General features: G+C 64.9%; 14 protein-coding genes. 13 read left to right on the top strand and 1 reads right to left on the bottom strand.

What is annotated here, in order from left to right:
- From KA184_14515 to KA184_14455, 13 genes are all read left to right on the top strand, one after another.
- A partial coding sequence (locus tag KA184_14515; GenBank protein MBP8130788.1) for a response regulator occupies positions 1 to 2462 on the top strand: 2462 nt, incomplete at its 5' end.
- A 150-nt stretch (positions 2463 to 2612) separates the two neighbouring features.
- A complete protein-coding gene (locus KA184_14510; GenBank protein ID MBP8130787.1) occupies positions 2613 to 3035 on the top strand; it encodes an Rrf2 family transcriptional regulator in 423 nt (140 codons plus the stop codon).
- Positions 3036 to 3095: 60 nt separating this feature from the next.
- Complete coding sequence (locus tag KA184_14505) at positions 3096 to 4529, top strand: NnrS family protein (GenBank protein MBP8130786.1); 1434 nt, start codon at positions 3096 to 3098, stop codon at positions 4527 to 4529.
- Positions 4530 to 4556: 27 nt separating this feature from the next.
- Positions 4557 to 6854 carry a cbb3-type cytochrome c oxidase subunit I gene (locus KA184_14500; protein MBP8130785.1) on the top strand — a complete coding sequence of 766 codons (2298 nt, stop codon included), beginning with the start codon at positions 4557 to 4559 and terminating at the stop codon, positions 6852 to 6854.
- 91 nt (positions 6855 to 6945) lie between these two features.
- Positions 6946 to 7668 carry an iron-sulfur cluster repair di-iron protein gene (gene ric, locus KA184_14495; protein ID MBP8130784.1) on the top strand — a complete coding sequence of 241 codons (723 nt, stop codon included), beginning with the start codon at positions 6946 to 6948 and terminating at the stop codon, positions 7666 to 7668.
- 44 nt (positions 7669 to 7712) lie between these two features.
- Positions 7713 to 9215 carry a DUF438 domain-containing protein gene (locus KA184_14490; protein MBP8130783.1) on the top strand — a complete coding sequence of 501 codons (1503 nt, stop codon included), beginning with the start codon at positions 7713 to 7715 and terminating at the stop codon, positions 9213 to 9215.
- A gap of 95 nt (positions 9216 to 9310) precedes the next feature.
- Positions 9311 to 9784, top strand: a complete 474-nt coding sequence (locus KA184_14485; protein MBP8130782.1) for an Rrf2 family transcriptional regulator — start codon at positions 9311 to 9313, stop codon at positions 9782 to 9784.
- A gap of 109 nt (positions 9785 to 9893) precedes the next feature.
- Positions 9894 to 10190, top strand: a complete 297-nt coding sequence (locus KA184_14480) for a hypothetical protein (protein MBP8130781.1) — start codon at positions 9894 to 9896, stop codon at positions 10188 to 10190.
- A gap of 48 nt (positions 10191 to 10238) precedes the next feature.
- On the top strand, positions 10239 to 11234 hold the full coding sequence (gene moaA, locus KA184_14475) for a GTP 3',8-cyclase MoaA (protein MBP8130780.1): 996 nt from the start codon (positions 10239 to 10241) through the stop codon (positions 11232 to 11234).
- 8 nt (positions 11235 to 11242) lie between these two features.
- Entirely contained in the window at positions 11243 to 11761 is a 519-nt protein-coding gene (mobB, locus tag KA184_14470; protein MBP8130779.1) for a molybdopterin-guanine dinucleotide biosynthesis protein B, read from the top strand.
- Between the two features lie 164 nt (positions 11762 to 11925).
- The gene (locus KA184_14465; protein ID MBP8130778.1) at positions 11926 to 13989 is read left to right on the top strand and encodes a response regulator; all 2064 of its coding nucleotides are present in this window, start codon (positions 11926 to 11928) and stop codon (positions 13987 to 13989) included.
- A gap of 51 nt (positions 13990 to 14040) precedes the next feature.
- The gene (locus KA184_14460; protein MBP8130777.1) at positions 14041 to 14346 is read left to right on the top strand and encodes an antibiotic biosynthesis monooxygenase; all 306 of its coding nucleotides are present in this window, start codon (positions 14041 to 14043) and stop codon (positions 14344 to 14346) included.
- 52 nt (positions 14347 to 14398) lie between these two features.
- Positions 14399 to 15418, top strand: coding sequence for a uroporphyrinogen decarboxylase family protein (locus tag KA184_14455; GenBank protein ID MBP8130776.1), 1020 nt, complete (start codon positions 14399 to 14401; stop codon positions 15416 to 15418).
- A gap of 100 nt (positions 15419 to 15518) precedes the next feature.
- Here the strand turns inward: KA184_14455 and KA184_14450 are convergent.
- On the bottom strand, positions 15519 to 16391 hold an 873-nt coding region (locus KA184_14450), incomplete at its 5' end, for a VCBS repeat-containing protein (protein MBP8130775.1).

The raw sequence follows: 16391 nt of genomic DNA, 5'->3' as shown, positions 1-16391 counted from the left end.
TCGACGCCGTGCGGCGTATCGCTTTCACGCACGCGGTCCCGGCGATGTTCCCGCCCGCTGCGGATGCCGCGCACGACCGGGACATGTTCTGGCGCCATGCGCGGCTTTCGGGCGCGTATGCCGCCGCCCTGGCGAGACAAACCGAAGCCGCGCACGCCCCGATTGCGTACGTTGCGGCGTTGTTGCACAACATCGGCCGGTTGGCGCTCGATACCGTGGCGCCAGAGGCCTGCGCCGCGATCCGCGCGGCCGCGGCGGCGGACAACCGGACGCTCGTCGAAGCGGAAAGGCGCGAGACCGGCGTCGACCACACCCTCGCCGGCAAGTGGCTGCTCGAAAACTGGGGCCTGCCCGAGCCGTATATCGCCGCCGCGTGGCTGCACCATCATCCCCCAGGCGCGCTCGACGAAACGCGCTACCCGGTCCGGCTCGTGGAACTTGTGCGGCTCGCGGGGCTTCTCGCCGCGCGCACACTCGAATCCGACGAACGCAACGGCGCGGTAACGGCGGACGAGCGCGCGTTGCTCAAGCGCCTGGGCCTTACGGAAGCCGCGGCGCAGCAGGTCATCGATGAACAGACCGCGGTGGCGGCGCAGAAGCCCGTTTCGCCGCCGCGCATTGCGCCGCCCGCCGCGACGGATACGCAGCGCCGTCTGGAGCGCCGTCTCGGCCGTCTCGACCTGCTGGAGCGGCTCCACACGCACTTCGCCGAAGCACGGCACGTTGGGGGCGTCCTGGACGCGCTGGCACTGCACATCCGCGACGCGTTCCATGTGCCGTGGGGCTTGTGTTATGCAGCGGAGACCGAGCTGGCCTGTCTCGAAGGCCGTTGCTGGGGTGAAGGCCAGGGTTCCCTGACGGCGTTTTCATTGCCGCTTGGCGGTGTGTCCGCGGCAATGTCCGGAGACTTGGACGCCGCTCTGCCCGCCGCGTTCGCGACCGCCGCGCAGGATATGCGGGACGGGCTGCTTTCCGTCACAACGCTCGAATCGCTGGTGCAGCGGCCCGGCTTCATTGTCGCGCCCATGACGGCGGGCGGCGCGCAATGGGGCCGGATTTTCCTGGATACGACCGACATGCCCGGCGGGTTTACGGAAGAGGATTTCGCGGACATGCGCCTCTTTGCGCGCGCTGCGGCCGTGGCCTTGGCGCGGCTGCGTAACGTACAGACGTTGCAGCAGCGCACGGAAGAAATGGCCGGCGCGCTGCTGGCGCATGAGGCGGACTTTCAGTGGCGGCTGCGCGGCGAACGGCTTTCGGGCATCGCCGCGCTGGCCGCCGGGGCCGCCCACGAGATCAACAATCCGCTCGCGGTGATCTCGGGCCGCGCGCAAATGATGCTCAACCGCTCGTCTACGGGCGAAGACGCGCACGGTCTCGAAACCATCATCGAGCAGAGCCGCCGCGCCAGCCGGATCCTCACGGACCTGATGCAGTTCGCGCGGCCGCCCGAGCCCAACCTCGAGCCCTCGGTTATCACGTTCATTCTGCGGCAGGTGGTTGCATCTTTTCGCGAACGGCTGGAACGGCGCGGCATACGGATTGTCGAGGAATACGCTGACCGCATGCCCCGCGTGCGGCTCGACCGCCGCCGCATCGAGCAGGTGTTTATCCATCTCATCGTCAATGCGGAGAAGGCGATGGGGGGGAAGGGCGGCGTGCTCACGGTGCGCGCGCGCGCCAGCGAAGACCGGCGGCACGTGCTGCTGCAGTTCGCGGATACGGGCCCCGGCGTGCCGCCCGAATTGCGCGGGCGCATTTTCGAACCCTTCTATACCACGCGCGCCCAGGGCGAAGGCACGGGACTTGGCCTTGCAGTCTGCCATGGCATCATCGAAAGCCACCGGGGCCAAATCAGCGTCGGCGACGAACCGGGCCAGGGAGCTGTGTTCCACATTGCGCTCCCGGCGGCGGCCGACATTTCCGCCGTTGCGCCCCGGCCCGCGGAGACCGCCCCGGAGAGGCCGGCGCCGCGCGCGGCTCCGCGTGCGCCGGAACGCGAGGCTGCGGAGGCCGCCCCTTCCCCGGCGGAGGCCCGGGCCCCCGCCGCGCGTGGAACCGGGCCCGCGCTTGGGCGCACGCCCAATGAGCCGCGCGCCATCCTCGTCGTTGACGACGATGTCGACCTGCGCGAAGTGCTCAAAGAAATCTTCCAGGGCCGCGGCTACCGCGCCCTGAGCGCTTCCGACGGTGTCGAGGCGGCGGCGCTCCTGGCGGGACACCGCATCGACCTCGTCGTGCTTGATATCCGCATGCCGCGCCAGGACGGGCTTGGGGTATTGCGGCATATCCGCGAGCAGGACCCGGCACTGCCCGTTATCGTCGTGACCGGCATGGCCACAGAAGACGAACTCCGGGAAGCCGCGGAACTCGGCATCCGTGCCTGCCTGCACAAGCCCTTCGAACTCAAGCGGCTCCTTGCCGAAATCGAAGAGGCCCTCGGCTCCCGCCACGCCGCGTGAGGAACGGTTCATGAGGTCCATCCACGCGAAATGCAGGCATCCGTTCGAGTGCCGGAATCGCCGTAAATGCGGGCATTTTCACGGTGATCATGGGGGGCTTGACAACGGGCGGGGAAAATCGTATAATGACATGCGATTAAGGTGTTAGCCATGATATCCAAGACGGCCATACATGCGGTGAACGCGCTGGTAGAGCTCGCGGGATTGAAGGACCACGAGTTCGCGGGCGCGGCCAAGCTCGCGGAGAAAATCCAGGCGCCGCAGAACTATCTGGGCAAGCTGCTCCAGACGCTGTCGCAGGCGGGCCTCGTGCATTCGCAGAAGGGCCTCGGCGGCGGGTTCCGGCTTGCGCACAGGCCGGAGGACATCACGCTCTACGACGTGGTCGAACCGATTGACCACGTGAGCCGGTGGTCGCGCTGCCTGATGAGCCAAGGCACATGCACGGAAAAGGAGCCTTGCCCGATGCACCGGCAGTGGGCCGTGGTTCGTGACGGGTATTTCAAGATGTTGAAGGGATCGAGCATTGCGGCCATCGCGGCGCGCCGTCGCGCGGTTCCCCAATCGAAATAGGTCTTTTTTTAACTATGGTAATCATATATACGCATGTGATTAAAGGGAAAGGCAGGCCCCATGTCCTGTGAGTCCGCTCATTCGGCCACGTGCTCCTGTGATGCGTGGCGTCAGATTCCGCCTGTTCATGCCCCGTTTTTCCGCGCGGGTATCGCGGTTGCTCTGACCCTCGGCGCGACGTGGGGCGCGTGGCTGTTGCTGCGCATTGCGGGCGCACGGTCGTTTACGGGGGTTGGCCTGCACGAGGTGAACGCACACGGCCATGCCCAGATTTTCGGCTGGGTGGGGCTGTTCGTAATGGGATTTGCGTACCGGGCGCTACCCCGGTTCAAGGGCGTAGAACTGAAGCAGCCCGGCACCGCAACGTGGACACTCTGGCTGATGCTGGGCGGTATCATATGCCGCTCGGGGGCGCAGGCCGGGCTGACAGCATATTCCGGGCTGGTGTGGGCGGGCCTTGCGGGCTCATTGCTCGAAACCGCGGCGGCAGTGTTGTTTGCGGGCCTGATGATAGACATTTTTCGCCGGTCCTCGGCGCCTTGGGCCGTTTCCGACTGCTTCATTCTGACGGCGCTGGGTTGGTTCCTGGTCCAGACCGTCTACAGCGCGGCGTACTTCCACGCGACGGCACTAGCGCCGGACCGCGATGCGCTGCTGGCGCTCGTGGCCGCGTGGCAGGCCCCGCTGCGCGATCTGCAGATTCACGGTTTCGCGCTGACCATGATTCTCGGCGTGAGCCAGCGCATCCTGCCGCGGTTTTACGGACTGCGCCCGGTGAGCGAGCGCCGCTGCGCATTGCTGCTGGGTTTGCTGGCGGCGTCCGTCGCGGGCGAGATACTGGGCTTCATCCTGATGCGCGCCTCGGGCCATGCCTGGGCCGCGCTGTGGTACGGCGCCGTGCTGACGCTTGTGGTGACCGTGGCGCTGCTCGTGCGCGAGCTGGGCGTCTTCTCACATTCCGCGTCGACGGACCGCAGCCTGAAATTCGTGCGCGCGGCGTACGTCTGGCTGCTGCTCTCGCTGACGATGCTCACGCTCCTGCCCGTGTACCAGTTCGGACTGTTGCGGGCGTTCGTGCCGGAGAGCGAGGCGGCGCGCATCGGTTTCTCGCACGCGTACTACGGCGCCATCCGCCACGCGATTACCGTAGGCTTCGTCAGCATGATGATCCTGGGCGTGGCCGGGCGCGTGGTCCCGGCATGGCGCGGTTTCGAGGTTCGAAGCCAGCCCGCGCTATGGGCGCCTTTCCTGCTGGTCAATACCGGCTGCGCGTTGCGCGTCGGCTTTCAGACCTTGACCGATTTCGCGCAGCCCGCTTTTCCCCTGGCGGGGGTCAGCGGCGTGTTGGAGGTGACGGCCTTGGCGCTGTGGGGCGCGCACATCTGGCGCCTCATGAGCGCTTCCGCCGAGCCCGGCAGTTCAGGTGTCACGTTCTTCCCACGGGGGGGACGGACACTTTCCGTGGATTCTAAACAGTTGGTCTGCGGTGAGTAACCGCGGGGAGTAAGGAGGAACCCGGCAATGGTCCCCAATTGGTTGAAAGCAGTGTTCTTGTTCTCGTTGTTCGGCGCGGTCGCCATCACGCTTGTGGGCGGGTGGTACACGTTCGAGGCGGCGCCGCCCTACCCGGCCAAGATGATCGATCACCAGGACAAGCCTTACACGGATTACGACGGCATCCTGGCGGGACAGCAGGTCTGGCAGAAGTACGGTCTCATGGACAATGGCTCGGTCTGGGGCCACGGCACCTATCGCGGCAATGATTACACCGCGACGACGCTGCACCTCGTCGGCCAATACATGCGCGCGTTTTACGCGGAGCGCGACCACAACCTTGCGTATGAGGCGTTATTGCCCGGTCAGCGGGGCGCAATCGACGCGCGAGTCATCGCCGAATTGAAGGTGAACCGGCTCGACCCGGCGACCGGGACGCTGCAACTGACGGAAGCGCAGGCCTATGCCTTTGACCGCGTGCGCGAGCACTGGGAGCGGGTGTACGGCGAAGGCGACAAGGGCACGGTCGTTGCCGCGCAGGCCGTGAAGACGGCCGAGGAGCGCAAACACCTGGCCGATTTCTACCTTTGGACCGCCTGGGCGGCGGGCACCTTGCGTCCGGGTAAGGAACTCACCTATACGAACAACTGGCCGCCCGATCGCAGTGTCGGCAACGAGATCGCGCCGGAAGCGGTGGTCTGGTCCATCGCGTCCCTGCTGGGCCTGATGCTTGCCATTGGCGCCGCGCTGGCCGTGTTCTTCAAGGGCAACTTCGACAAGGACCTCTCCGGCCTGGAACTTGACCAGCGGGTGGGCGAAAAGCTGATTCACCTGCCCATTACGGCGAGCCAGCGCAAGACGGCCAAGTATTTTCTTGTCGTGATGACGCTGTTTCTGCTACAGCTCACCATGGGCGGCCTGATGGCGCACTACACGGTGCATCCCGGCGAGTTCTACGGCATCAAGGCGGTCTCTGACAACATTCCGTATAATCTGCCGAAGTCATGGCATCTTCAACTGGCTATCTTCTGGATCGCTACGGCGTGGGTTGCGGCGGCGCTGTATCTCGCCCCGATCGCGGGCCGGAAAGAGCCGCGCAAGCAGGGCCTGCTCGTTGACATCCTTTTCCTGGCCGTGGCCATCGTCGTGGGCGGGGCCCTGACGGGCACGGCGCTCGGCGTCAAGGGTCTGGGCGGCAAAGCGTGGTTCTGGCTGGCGCATCAGGGCTGGGAATTCCTGGAACTGGGCCGCCTGTGGCAGATCCTGCTGTTTGTCGGCTTGATCATCTGGCTGGTTATCGTGGCGCGCGCGGTGATGCCGAACTTCGGGCGCGGTCAGGACCGCTGGGGCACGGTGCCGTTCTACACCTACTCCGCCATCGCGATCGTGTCGTTCTTCGCGTTCGGCCTGTTCTACACGCCCAAGACCCACATCACCGTCGCGGACTTCTGGCGCTGGTGGGTGGTTCACACCTGGGTCGAGGGCATCTTCGAGTTCTTCGCCGCGGCGGCCATGGCCTATGTCGTCACCGCGCTGGGACTCGCGCCGAAACAGAAGGCGCTGCGCGCCGCCTATCTGACGGCGAGCCTCGCCCTGTTCAGCGGCATCATCGGCGTCGGGCACCACTACTACTGGTTCGGCGACCCGGACCTCTGGCTGGCGCTGGGCGGCGTGATTTCGACGATGGAGCCCGTGCCGATCCTGCTGCTGCTGCTGAAGGTCGTGCTCGATTCGCGGCACTCTCCGGCCACGCAGGAATCGTTCCCCTACAAGTGGCCCATGATGTTCATGGGTGCGTCGGCGATGTGGGCGTTCCTGGGCGCGGGCGTGTTCGGCTTCATCATCACGACGCCGATGGTCAACTACTTCGAACACTCGACGTACCTGACCATGAACCACGGCCACACCGCGCTGTTCGGCACGTACGGCATGCTGGCCATCGGCCTGATGCTCTTCGCGCTGCGCGGCGTCGTCGAGCCGAAACACTGGAACAACACGTTGTTGAAGATCGGGTTCCTGGGCACGAATGGCGGCCTGTTTCTCATGGCCATCTTCACGCTGCTGCCCGTCGGCTTCATGCAGACGTGGGACTCGTTCGAGCACGGCTTGTGGCATGCGCGCAGCGCGGCCTTCTATGAGCAGCCCCTGGTGCAGTTCATCGGGCAGTGGCGCATCATCCCCGACCTGATCATTATCGCGGGCGCGCTGTGCCTGTTCCTCTTCGTGGTGCAGGCGATGCGTAATCTGAAGCCAGTCGGTATCGAGGAAGAAACGGAGATTGAGATTCCCAGCGCCGAAACCGGCAATGCGCTGGCGGTGAAATAAGGCACTGATGCGGAAGACGGGGGCCGGCCCCGGCGCATTCCCGACGTGTCCGGCCCCGTCTTCCGGACCCCAACCACAAGGATAACTGCCAATGACAACAATCGACACGACACGGACAGTGGGCGACTTGGTCAGCGAACGGCCCGGGCGCTCGCGCATATTTGAGGAATTGGACATCGACTACTGCTGCGGTGGCAAGAAACCGCTCGAAGAAGCCTGCCGCGCGAAGGGCCTTGATCCGGCCGCTGTGGCCGAACGGCTGCGAGAAGCGGACACCGCGCCCGGCGCCGGTGAGGCGGATTGCGCCGGCATGAGCCTGACTGCATTGATCGATCATATTGTGGCCGCGCACCACGAATACCTGCGGCGCGAATTGCCACGGCTGGCCGATTTGCTCGCGAAGGTCGTGGAGCGGCATGGCGCGAGAGAGACGCGCCTCGCGGAGACGCAACGTGTGTTCCAGGGACTCAAGGCGGAATTGGACATGCATATGCGAAAGGAGGAGCAGATCCTGTTCCCGGCCATCCGCGAAATGGAGGAGACCAACGGGCCGTCTTCTTTCGGCTGCGGCTTCCTTTCGTCGCCGATCGGGGTCATGGAGATGGAGCATGACAGCGCCGGAGCGGCCCTGGAGCGGCTGCGCGAATTGACGGACGCATACACGCCGCCGGATTGGGCCTGCAACACGTATCGCGCGGTGCTTGACGGCCTCGAAGCGCTGGAGCGTGACTTGCATCAGCACATCCATAAGGAAAACAACATCCTGTTCCCGCGCGCCCTCGCCCTGGAAAGCCAGGTGATGGCCAGCCGCTAGAACGGGTGCGCGCCGGAATCGGACGCCGCTTCGGGAGAATCACCATGCAGATAACGAGCAAGACGCGTGTTGGCAAACTGGTGGACGAGCATCCGTTCCTTGTCGATTTCCTCGGGAACTATGCGCAGGAGTTCCAGATACTGCGGAACCCGATCATGCGCAAGACCGTCGCCCGCTTTGCCACGCTCGGCAAGGCGGCGCAAATGGCTCAGGTCGACCTGGACCAGCTCCTGCGGGATCTCGCCGAGGCCATTCGCAAGGAAACGGGCACTGCAGTGGAAGTGGAAGCCGCCGCCGGAGTCGTAGAGGAAGACGCCGAAACGGGCGCGGACGCGGACCACATCGAGACGCTGAAAGAAATCATCAAGGAACTGCACGAAGGCAAACCCGTGGACGAGGTCAAGGCCCGCTTCGAAGCGCTGGCGCAGGCGGTGTCGCCCGCGGAAATCGCGGCGATGGAACAGCGTCTGGTCCAGGAGGGTCTTCCCGAAGAGGAGATCAAACGCCTCTGCGATGTACACGTGGCCGTGTTTCGGGACGCCCTCGCTGCCGAAGACCAGCCGGCAACCCCGCCGGGGCACCCCGTCCATACGTTCCAGGAGGAAAACAGGGCGCTGACCGGCGTCATTCGAGAGTTACGCGCCGTGTTCGCGGCCGCAGGCATCGGCACGAAGGATACCGCGGGCGCACCGCACGAAATACACGTGAAATGGGACCGGCTCGCCGCGAGTATCGAGCGGCTCGCCGAAGTCGAAAAGCACTACCTGCGCAAGGAACACCAGTTGTTTCCCCAGTTGGAGAAACACGGCGTGACCGCGCCGCCCAAGGTCATGTGGGCCGTGCACGACGATATCCGGGCACAGTTCAAACAGGTGCGCGCCGCAATCGAACGGCGCGATGCCGTCGCGATTGCCGCCCTGGGCCCGGACCTGCTCTCGCGCGTGGACGACATGGTCTTCAAGGAAGAGAACATTCTCTTTCCCATGGCGCGGCAAATCCTCCCGGAGGAAGACTGGGCCGCCGTGCGCCGGGGAGAGGAAGAGATTGGATTCGCGCTGATCGCGCCGCCGGCCGTGTGGCCCCCGGCAGAGGCCGGGATGCCAGCCGAAGCGGCGGCGGGTCCACCGCACACCGGTCTGGACGCCATCCCTCTCGACACCGGGCTGCTCACGCTCGAACAGGTCAACCTTATCCTGACGCATCTGCCCGTCGAAATATCGTTTGTCGACGAAAACGATATCGTCCGGTACTACTCGGACACGAAGGACCGGTTGTTCCCGCGCAGTCCCGGCGTAATTGGCCGCCAAGTGCAGAACTGCCATCCCCAGAAGAGTCTGCACATGGTCAACCGCATCCTCAGCGAGTTTCGCAAAGGCACGCGCGACGTTGCCGAGTTCTGGATCCCGTTCAAGGCGCAGTTTGTGCATATCCGCTATTTCGCGGTGCGGGACGTTCAGGGCCAGTACCGCGGGTGCCTCGAGGTTACCCAGAACGTGGCGGCCATCCGTGCGCTCGAAGGGGAGCGCCGCCTGCTGGACTGGAATTAACAGCGTTGCAGCCGGCGGGTTGACAACGCGGGGATAATTGTGGATAATGGACTCTGGAATACAGCAGTGCCGGGCCTCCGGTTTTAGAGGTCATTATGTTCCGACTCTATTCGAAGGGCTGCGAATACGCCATACGCGCACTTCTGTGCGTCGTGCCCAAGGGCGAAGTGCGGCGTTTTCAGGCGGCGGAGATCTGCAAGCGGGTCGGGATACCGGAACCGTATACGCGCAAGGTGTTCCAGGCGCTGGTGCGCGGCGGGTTCTTGCGCGCATCGCGCGGGCCGGGCGGCGGATACGAACTGACGCGCGACCCGCGGTCGATAACGCTGCTGGAGGTTATCCGGGCTGTCGACGGCGACGGGACGTTCGACCAGTGCGTAATGGGGCTGCCGCAATGCGGCAGCGACCGGCCCTGTCCGTTGCACCCGGTGTGGAGCGAAGCGAAAGAGCAGCTCCTGGAACAACTGGCCCGGCAGACGCTGGAGGACTTGTCCAGTTTGCGGCATTGCGACGGCCGGGTTAGCGAGGCACAACCGCGCAAAGCGCGCAGGCGCCTCGCGAAGAAATAGGGCGTGCGCGATTTGGCGGCTTGAAACCACGAGAAACGTACTACAGACCGTAAGTGTTTATTCGTGCGAACGGCCGATAAGAACGGCCACGGGGGAACGAGTCGTGAGAATGAAGCGTGATGACGATACGCAGCGGTCCAGCCGGAAGACAGCTAGCAGCGCCGTGGAAGGGCAGATATGCGTTTGCATGCAGTATGCGGACACGCTCTATGCCGTGGCGCTGCGCATGACGGGCGACAAGGCGGAGGCGGAGGCCTTGGTCCATGAGGCCTATGGCCTGTTCTTGCGCGCGAACGGGCCGGGCCAGCCGGCGAAGAAGGTCAAGTTTGACTTGCTGTCGCGGCTCAGGCAGTGTTTTATCGCGCGTTCCCGCGCACGTGCCGTTGTCGACGGCTTGGGTGCGTAGTGACGGAGCCCGGCCCGCCACAGGAGGACGAAAAGGTTGGAGACGCGGATGTCCGATGCGGAGTATTTGCCATTCCTGGTGGATGCTTTCGGACGGCGTCACACCTATCTGCGTCTGGCGGTCACGGACCGCTGCAACCTGCGCTGTCTCTACTGCATGCCGCCCGAAGGCGTTGTGCTGCAGCCCCGGGCTGAAATCTTGCGTTATGACGAGATTGTGCGGCTGGTGCGCCTGCTCGCGGGCATGGGAGTCTGCAAAGTCCGCCTGACGGGCGGCGAACCGCTTATCCGTAAAGACCTCGAGTCGCTCATTGCCGGACTTGCGCGGGTTGACGGGGTTCAAACACTCGCCCTGACCACGAACGGCGTGCTGCTGCGCGCGCACGCAGCCGCCTTGAAAGCGGCCGGGCTCACGCGGCTGAATGTGAGCCTTGACACCTTGCGCGCCGGCCGTTTCGAGCGCATTACCCGCCGCGCCCATCTGAAAGACGTGCTCGACGGCATCGATGCGGCGCTGGCTGCCGGTTTCGCCCCGGTCAAGGTCAATATGGTCGTCATGGGCGGGCAGAACGACGACGAACTGGCCGATTTTGCCGAATTGACGCGGGAAAGACCGCTTCACGTGCGGTTCATCGAGTACATGCCATTCCCCGGCAATCGCTGGCGGCAGGCTACACTCGTTTCCTACGAACAGATGCTTGCCGTCTTGAAGGCCCGGTACCCCCTGAGGCCCGCCTTCCCGCTCGCGGGGCCGCAGGTCGCCCGCGAATACGAGATCCCCGGTTTCCGCGGGCGCATCGGCTTTATCACGCCCATGACCGCCCATTTCTGCGACTCCTGCTCCCGTCTCCGCATCACGGCGGAAGGACAATTGCGGACCTGCCTGTTCCGCGCGCCGCAAGGGAGCCTGCGCGACGCCTTGCGCGGCGGCGCTTCCGACCGTGACATGGAAACGCTGATTCGCGAAGCGGTCGCGCGAAAGCCGGAGCGTCATCACGCGCACGCCGAGCGCGCCGACCGTTGCATGGCGCAAATCGGCGGATGACCCCCATCATGCGCGCAATCCACATCGTTGGGCGCAAGAACCACGGCAAGACCACGCTCGTTTGCGAACTGCTTACGGAATTCTCGCGCCGGGGCCTGCGCGTGGGGTCAGTGAAACACTGTGGCCATGAGCACGAACTGGACACGCCGGGAACGGACTCGCACCATCACCGGCGCGCCGGGGCCGCGCGGGTGCTGGTGGTTGCCCGGAATCTCACGGCTCTATACAGCACGCGGTCAGCGGACCAGGACCCTGCGCCGGACATCGCGGTCCAGTTTTCCGATTGCGACCTGGTGCTCATCGAGGGCTGGATAAATGGCCCCGGCCCAAAGGTGGAAGTATGGCGGCGCGGGATGGGCGACGCGCCGCTCGCAACGACGCGGACGGACATCCGCGCTGTCGTCTCGGATGATGCGCCGCTCGTGACCGTGCCCGTCTGGCCGCGGGCCGATATCGGCGTGGTTGCGCGTCAGCTGTTAACGGTGGCTGAGAGCTTTCCCAAGGGCGGCGGCGAGAGTCCGCGATAGACCCGCATATCCGTGAGGCTTCGGGGGACACCCGCTAGAACTGCTGTCTTGTCCTGCGATAGGATTGAGGACCGGATGCAGTCGGAAGCGGGGCCGGTGCGCCGGCGCGCGGATGGCTGCCCCGTAGCCGGCTTGCCTTCGTCGTGAACCAAGGAATGTGTATTGTGGGTGTGTTCAATTACCTGACGCCTGCGGTCTACTGGCTGCTCTCGGTCCTTTGGTGCGCGATACTCTTTTTTTGTGTGCGGCGGCTTTGGGGGCAGAGTCTGCGCGGGTCGCTGGTGAGCCTGCTGCTGGTCGTACTCGGGATTGACGCGTTCCGCACCGTCTTCGAGAGCGTGTATTTCGGGCTGCGCTATACCGCGTTCGCGGGCCTGCTGCCCCGGGGGCTCTACAGCTTCTTGAGCCGGCTCGAGATCGTCTTTGTGCCCAAGGCAATCAACCTGATTGCCGCCTTTGCGATATTCGCGCTGATCCTGCGCCGCTGGCTGCCCCGGGAAGAGCGGGGACTGCTTCACGAACGCGAGCACACCGCCGAATTGGAGGCATTGGTGGCGGAGCGGACTCGGGAACTGCAACAAAGCAATGAGGCGCTCCGCCGCGATATCGAAGAACGCACCAGGACCGACGCCGCGCTGAAGGAAAGCCAGCGCGCCATGGCTACGCTGCTGGGCAATCTGCCGGGCCTGGCCTACCGGTGCTTGAACACGCCCGCTTGGCCGTTCCTGTTCGTGAGCGATGGTTGTCTCGCGCTCACGGGGTACACCGCCGAGGAACTCGGGCCTGACGGCAATATGCCGTTCGGCGACTGCATTGTCCCGGAAGACCGCGAGATGGTCTGGCAAGGCGTGCAGGATGCCCTGAACCAGCGCCGGCTATTCACGCTTACCTACCGCATTCGCACCGCGAACGGGGACATCAAGTGGGTATGGGAGCAGGGTTGCGGCGTCTTCGACGCGGCGGGAAACCTGGAGGCGGTCGAGGGCTTCATTACGGATATCACGGACCGCAGGCGGGCCGAGGACGAACGCAGCCGGCTCGAGGCGCAGGTGCAACAGACGCAGAAGCTCGAGAGCCTGGGCGTGCTCGCGGGCGGCATTGCCCACGACTTCAATAATCTGCTGGTGGGCATTCTCGGCAATGCGGACCTCGCCTACGAGGAATTGCCGCCTTCTTCGCCCGCGCGGGAGACGGTCAAGGAGATCGAGACGGCGGCCAGGCGCGCCGCGGAACTGACCCGCCAACTGCTGGCCTATTCGGGCAAGGGGCGCTTCATCATTCAGCCGGCCGACATCAATGAGATCGTGCGCGAGATGGGGCATTTGCTCGAGGTCTCCATTTCGAAGCAAGCCTTGCTGCGCTACGAGTTGGCGAGCGGCCTCCCCGCCGTAATGGCGGACGCCTCCCAGATCCGGCAGATTGTCATGAACCTGATCGTGAACGCGTCCGAGGCCCTGCCCGACGGGAAGGGCGGCATCACGGTCACCACCGGAACCGTTGAATGCGACCGCGCCTGCCTCGAGACCATGCACCTGAATCAGGACCTGCCGGAAGGGCGCTACGTGTTCTTTGAAGTCGCCGATACGGGCTGCGGTATGGACGCCGAAACGCTCAGCCGCATCTTTGACCCGTTTTTCACCACCAAGTTCACCGGGCGCGGCCTCGGCCTTGCCGCCGCGCTCGGCATCGTGCGCGGCCACAAGGGCGCGCTCAAGGTCTACAGCGAACCGGGCCGAGGCTCCTCGTTCCGCGTGTTCCTGCCGGCGCTGGATGCTCTGGCCGCGCCGGCGCCGGCGGCGCAGTCCGCCGCGGGCGGCTGGCGCGGTTCGGGCGCCGTGCTGCTGGTCGACGATGAGCCATCGGTCCGAACGCTGGGCGCGCGCATCCTGCAACGCTCCGGATTTCAGGTCATTACGGCGCAGGATGGACACGAGGCGGTTGAACAGTTCAAGATACATGCGGACCGTGTTGTCTGCGTTCTGCTGGACTTGACCATGCCGCGGCTCGGCGGGGAAGACACTTACCGGGAATTGCGGCGCATCCGGCCGGACCTGCCGGTCGTGCTTTCCAGCGGCTATAACGCGCAGGAAATATCGCAGCGGTTTGCCGGGAAAGAACTTGCGGGGTTCATACAGAAGCCCTATCAAGCGGCCACATTGGTCCGGACGATTCGCGATGCGCTGGAATCGCCCGGCCGGGAAGTCCTGCCGGCTGGCGACGATGCCTGATCAGGCCGCCCATGTCCGGGCGGAGTGTGCACTGGCGTGGAGGATTTGCCGATGTACCTTGTGCTCGTGGAATGCGTGGTGAAACCAGAATGCGCGGAGGCGTTCAAGGCGGCGTCGATCGAGAACGCCCGGAACAGCGTGCAGGAGCCCGGCATCGCGCGCTTCGACGTGATCCAGCAGCAGGACGACCCTGCTCGCTTCCTGCTCGTCGAAGTCTATCGCACGCCAGAGGACCCCGCGAAGCACAAGGAGACCGCGCATTACGCAAAGTGGCGCGATACCGTCGCGGACATGATGGCGGAGCCGCGCAAGGGCACGAAGTACGCGAATTGTTTTCCGGAGGACGGGGGGTGGTGAAACGCTGGAGGCGGGGAAGAGGGGACAACCTGGGACGAAGGAGTGCAGCGCCGTGACTTCGGAGCAGTGGGAACTGTTGAAGCAGGTGGTTGCGGGCAAGCCGTGCGACCCGTTGCCGACAGGGTTCATTATCGACAGCCCATGGCTGCCGAACTGGGCGGGCATGTCGATTCTCAGTTACTATGCGAACGAGCAGAAGTGGGTCGACGCGAACCTGAAAGCGATCGGGAGATTCCCGCAAGCGATGTTCCTGCCGGGCTTCTGGGCCGAATACGGCATGTGCACCGAGCCGTCCGCGTTCGGCGCGAAGTGCATCTTCCCGGAAGACGAATTCCCCTTCGCGGAGCGGCTGCCGAATGCGCTCGACGCCCTGAAGAAGCCCAATCCGCGCACCGACGGCCTCGCGCCGTTCGTCATGAAACGGCTCGGGTTCGCGCAGCCGCTGATAGAGCGGGCCGGCCACGCCATCCGCTTTGCCGTGGCGCGCGGGCCGCTCAACGTGGCCGGGTTCCTGCTCGGAAACACGGAGTTTCTCGTCACCCTGAAACTGGTCCCGGACGCCGCGCACAAGCTCCTGACGACAATCACCGACTATCTTGTCGAATGGCTGCAATTGCAGAAGGCGGCGTTTCCCGGCATCGACGGCATACTGATACTGGACGACATCGCCGGTTTCTGCGGCGAAGAAGATTTCCTTGAGTTTGCTAAGCCATATCTCAAGCGGATATTCAATGCCTTCGACGCGTCCGTCCGTTTCTTCCACAACGACGCTAATGGGACCGTCTGCGCGCCGCACCTCGCCGATACGGGCGTCAATCTCTTCAACTTCAGCCACGAACATCCGATGCCCGAGATGAAGCGCCTCGTGGGCGGCAATGTCGCGCTGATCGGCAACATCCCGCCGCGCGATGTGCTGGCCGGCGGCACGCCCGACGACGTCGGCGAGGCCGTGCGCGGCCTCGTGGCGTCCCTCGACGACCGGCGCGGCATCATCCTCTCCTGCGGCGGCGGCATGCCCCCCGGCGTCTCGACGGAAAACATCCGCGCGTTCCTGGAAGCGGCCGCGGCTTAGCAGCGGCGTCTCGCCGCCGGTTCAAGACGCGCGACCAGGACGTCGCGTCTACGGATAAGGGCATGTTGTCTCGTTCTCAAGTACCACTTTGGGAACGAGCCTATGAATCTGAGTCTGCTGCGCTGCCCAAGGCACCCACCTCGTACTTGGGCCGTTCCGGCATTTCGAGCGCGGCGTGCGTGTAGAAGGGGTAGACGCTCCACTCCACACAGGCGATCAGGTCGGGCAGGCCGTCGCCGTCGAAATCGCCGGGCCATGCGTTGGGACCGTGGGCCGTGACCTTGATCGGCTCGCCGAAGCAGCAGAAGGTGCGCGGCGCGGCGAACACGGGCGATTCGCGCGTGCCCGCGTTGCGCAGGAGATAGATGCTGCCCTTGGCCGGTTCCGTGCCCGCGCAGTTGTAGACGAGGTCGATCGGCCCGTCGCGGTCCCAGTCGATGGCGCGGAACGATTCGGTCCAGTGGGCGCTGCGCCCGACAATGGCGTCGTCGATGGCGCGCCCGTCTTCGAGCAGGAGCGGCCGGTCCTTTTTCAGGCGCAGTGCGCCTGAACCGTCGCGGTACTGCGTGAAGAGCCACAGCTTGCGCGTCGCGCCGTCGTGCGTCGCGAGGTCCAGCAGCCCGTCGCCGTTCCAGTCCGCGAACGCCGCGCCCGTGCGCCAGAAGAACGGTTGTTCCTCCTCCAGCGGATACGTGGCTTCGATAGCGCGTTCCGCGGAACGCCGCCGCGCCTCATCCGACTCCGGGAACCCGTCCACGAGCACCTGCGCCCGCGCGCCGAAGGCCGGTTCACGCTTCGTGCCCGTGTTGCGATACCAGAAGATGCGGTTGGTCTCATTGGGCAGCAGCAGGTCGTTCAGCCCGTCCGCGTCCCAGTCCGCGAAGACCGGATACGGATATCCCATGTTGTGCCAATGATGGGGCTCGCCCAGGATTTCGTTGCGTAAAATCTTGATCGGGCCGCCGTCAGCGGG

The organism is Candidatus Hydrogenedentota bacterium (assembly GCA_018005585.1).
Classification (GTDB): Bacteria; Hydrogenedentota; Hydrogenedentia; order Hydrogenedentales; family JAGMZX01; genus JAGMZX01.
The sequence above is the reverse complement of the archived record's forward strand: the minus strand, read 5'-3'. Positions and strand labels throughout refer to the sequence as shown.

Bases quoted from the DNA above. Each gene is read 5' to 3' on its own strand.
- KA184_14460 (MBP8130777.1), top strand. From the start codon at position 14,041: ATGTACCTTGTGCTCGTGGAATGCGTGGTGAAACCAGAATGCGCGGAG.
- KA184_14485 (MBP8130782.1), top strand. From the start codon at position 9,311: ATGTTCCGACTCTATTCGAAGGGCTGCGAATACGCCATACGCGCACTT.
- KA184_14505 (MBP8130786.1), top strand. From the start codon at position 3,096: ATGTCCTGTGAGTCCGCTCATTCGGCCACGTGCTCCTGTGATGCGTGG.
- ric (MBP8130784.1), top strand. From the start codon at position 6,946: ATGACAACAATCGACACGACACGGACAGTGGGCGACTTGGTCAGCGAA.
- moaA (MBP8130780.1), top strand. From the start codon at position 10,239: ATGTCCGATGCGGAGTATTTGCCATTCCTGGTGGATGCTTTCGGACGG.
- KA184_14510 (MBP8130787.1), top strand. From the start codon at position 2,613: ATGATATCCAAGACGGCCATACATGCGGTGAACGCGCTGGTAGAGCTC.
- KA184_14490 (MBP8130783.1), top strand. From the start codon at position 7,713: ATGCAGATAACGAGCAAGACGCGTGTTGGCAAACTGGTGGACGAGCAT.
- KA184_14500 (MBP8130785.1), top strand. From the start codon at position 4,557: ATGGTCCCCAATTGGTTGAAAGCAGTGTTCTTGTTCTCGTTGTTCGGC.
- mobB (MBP8130779.1), top strand. From the start codon at position 11,243: ATGCGCGCAATCCACATCGTTGGGCGCAAGAACCACGGCAAGACCACG.
- KA184_14480 (MBP8130781.1), top strand. From the start codon at position 9,894: ATGAAGCGTGATGACGATACGCAGCGGTCCAGCCGGAAGACAGCTAGC.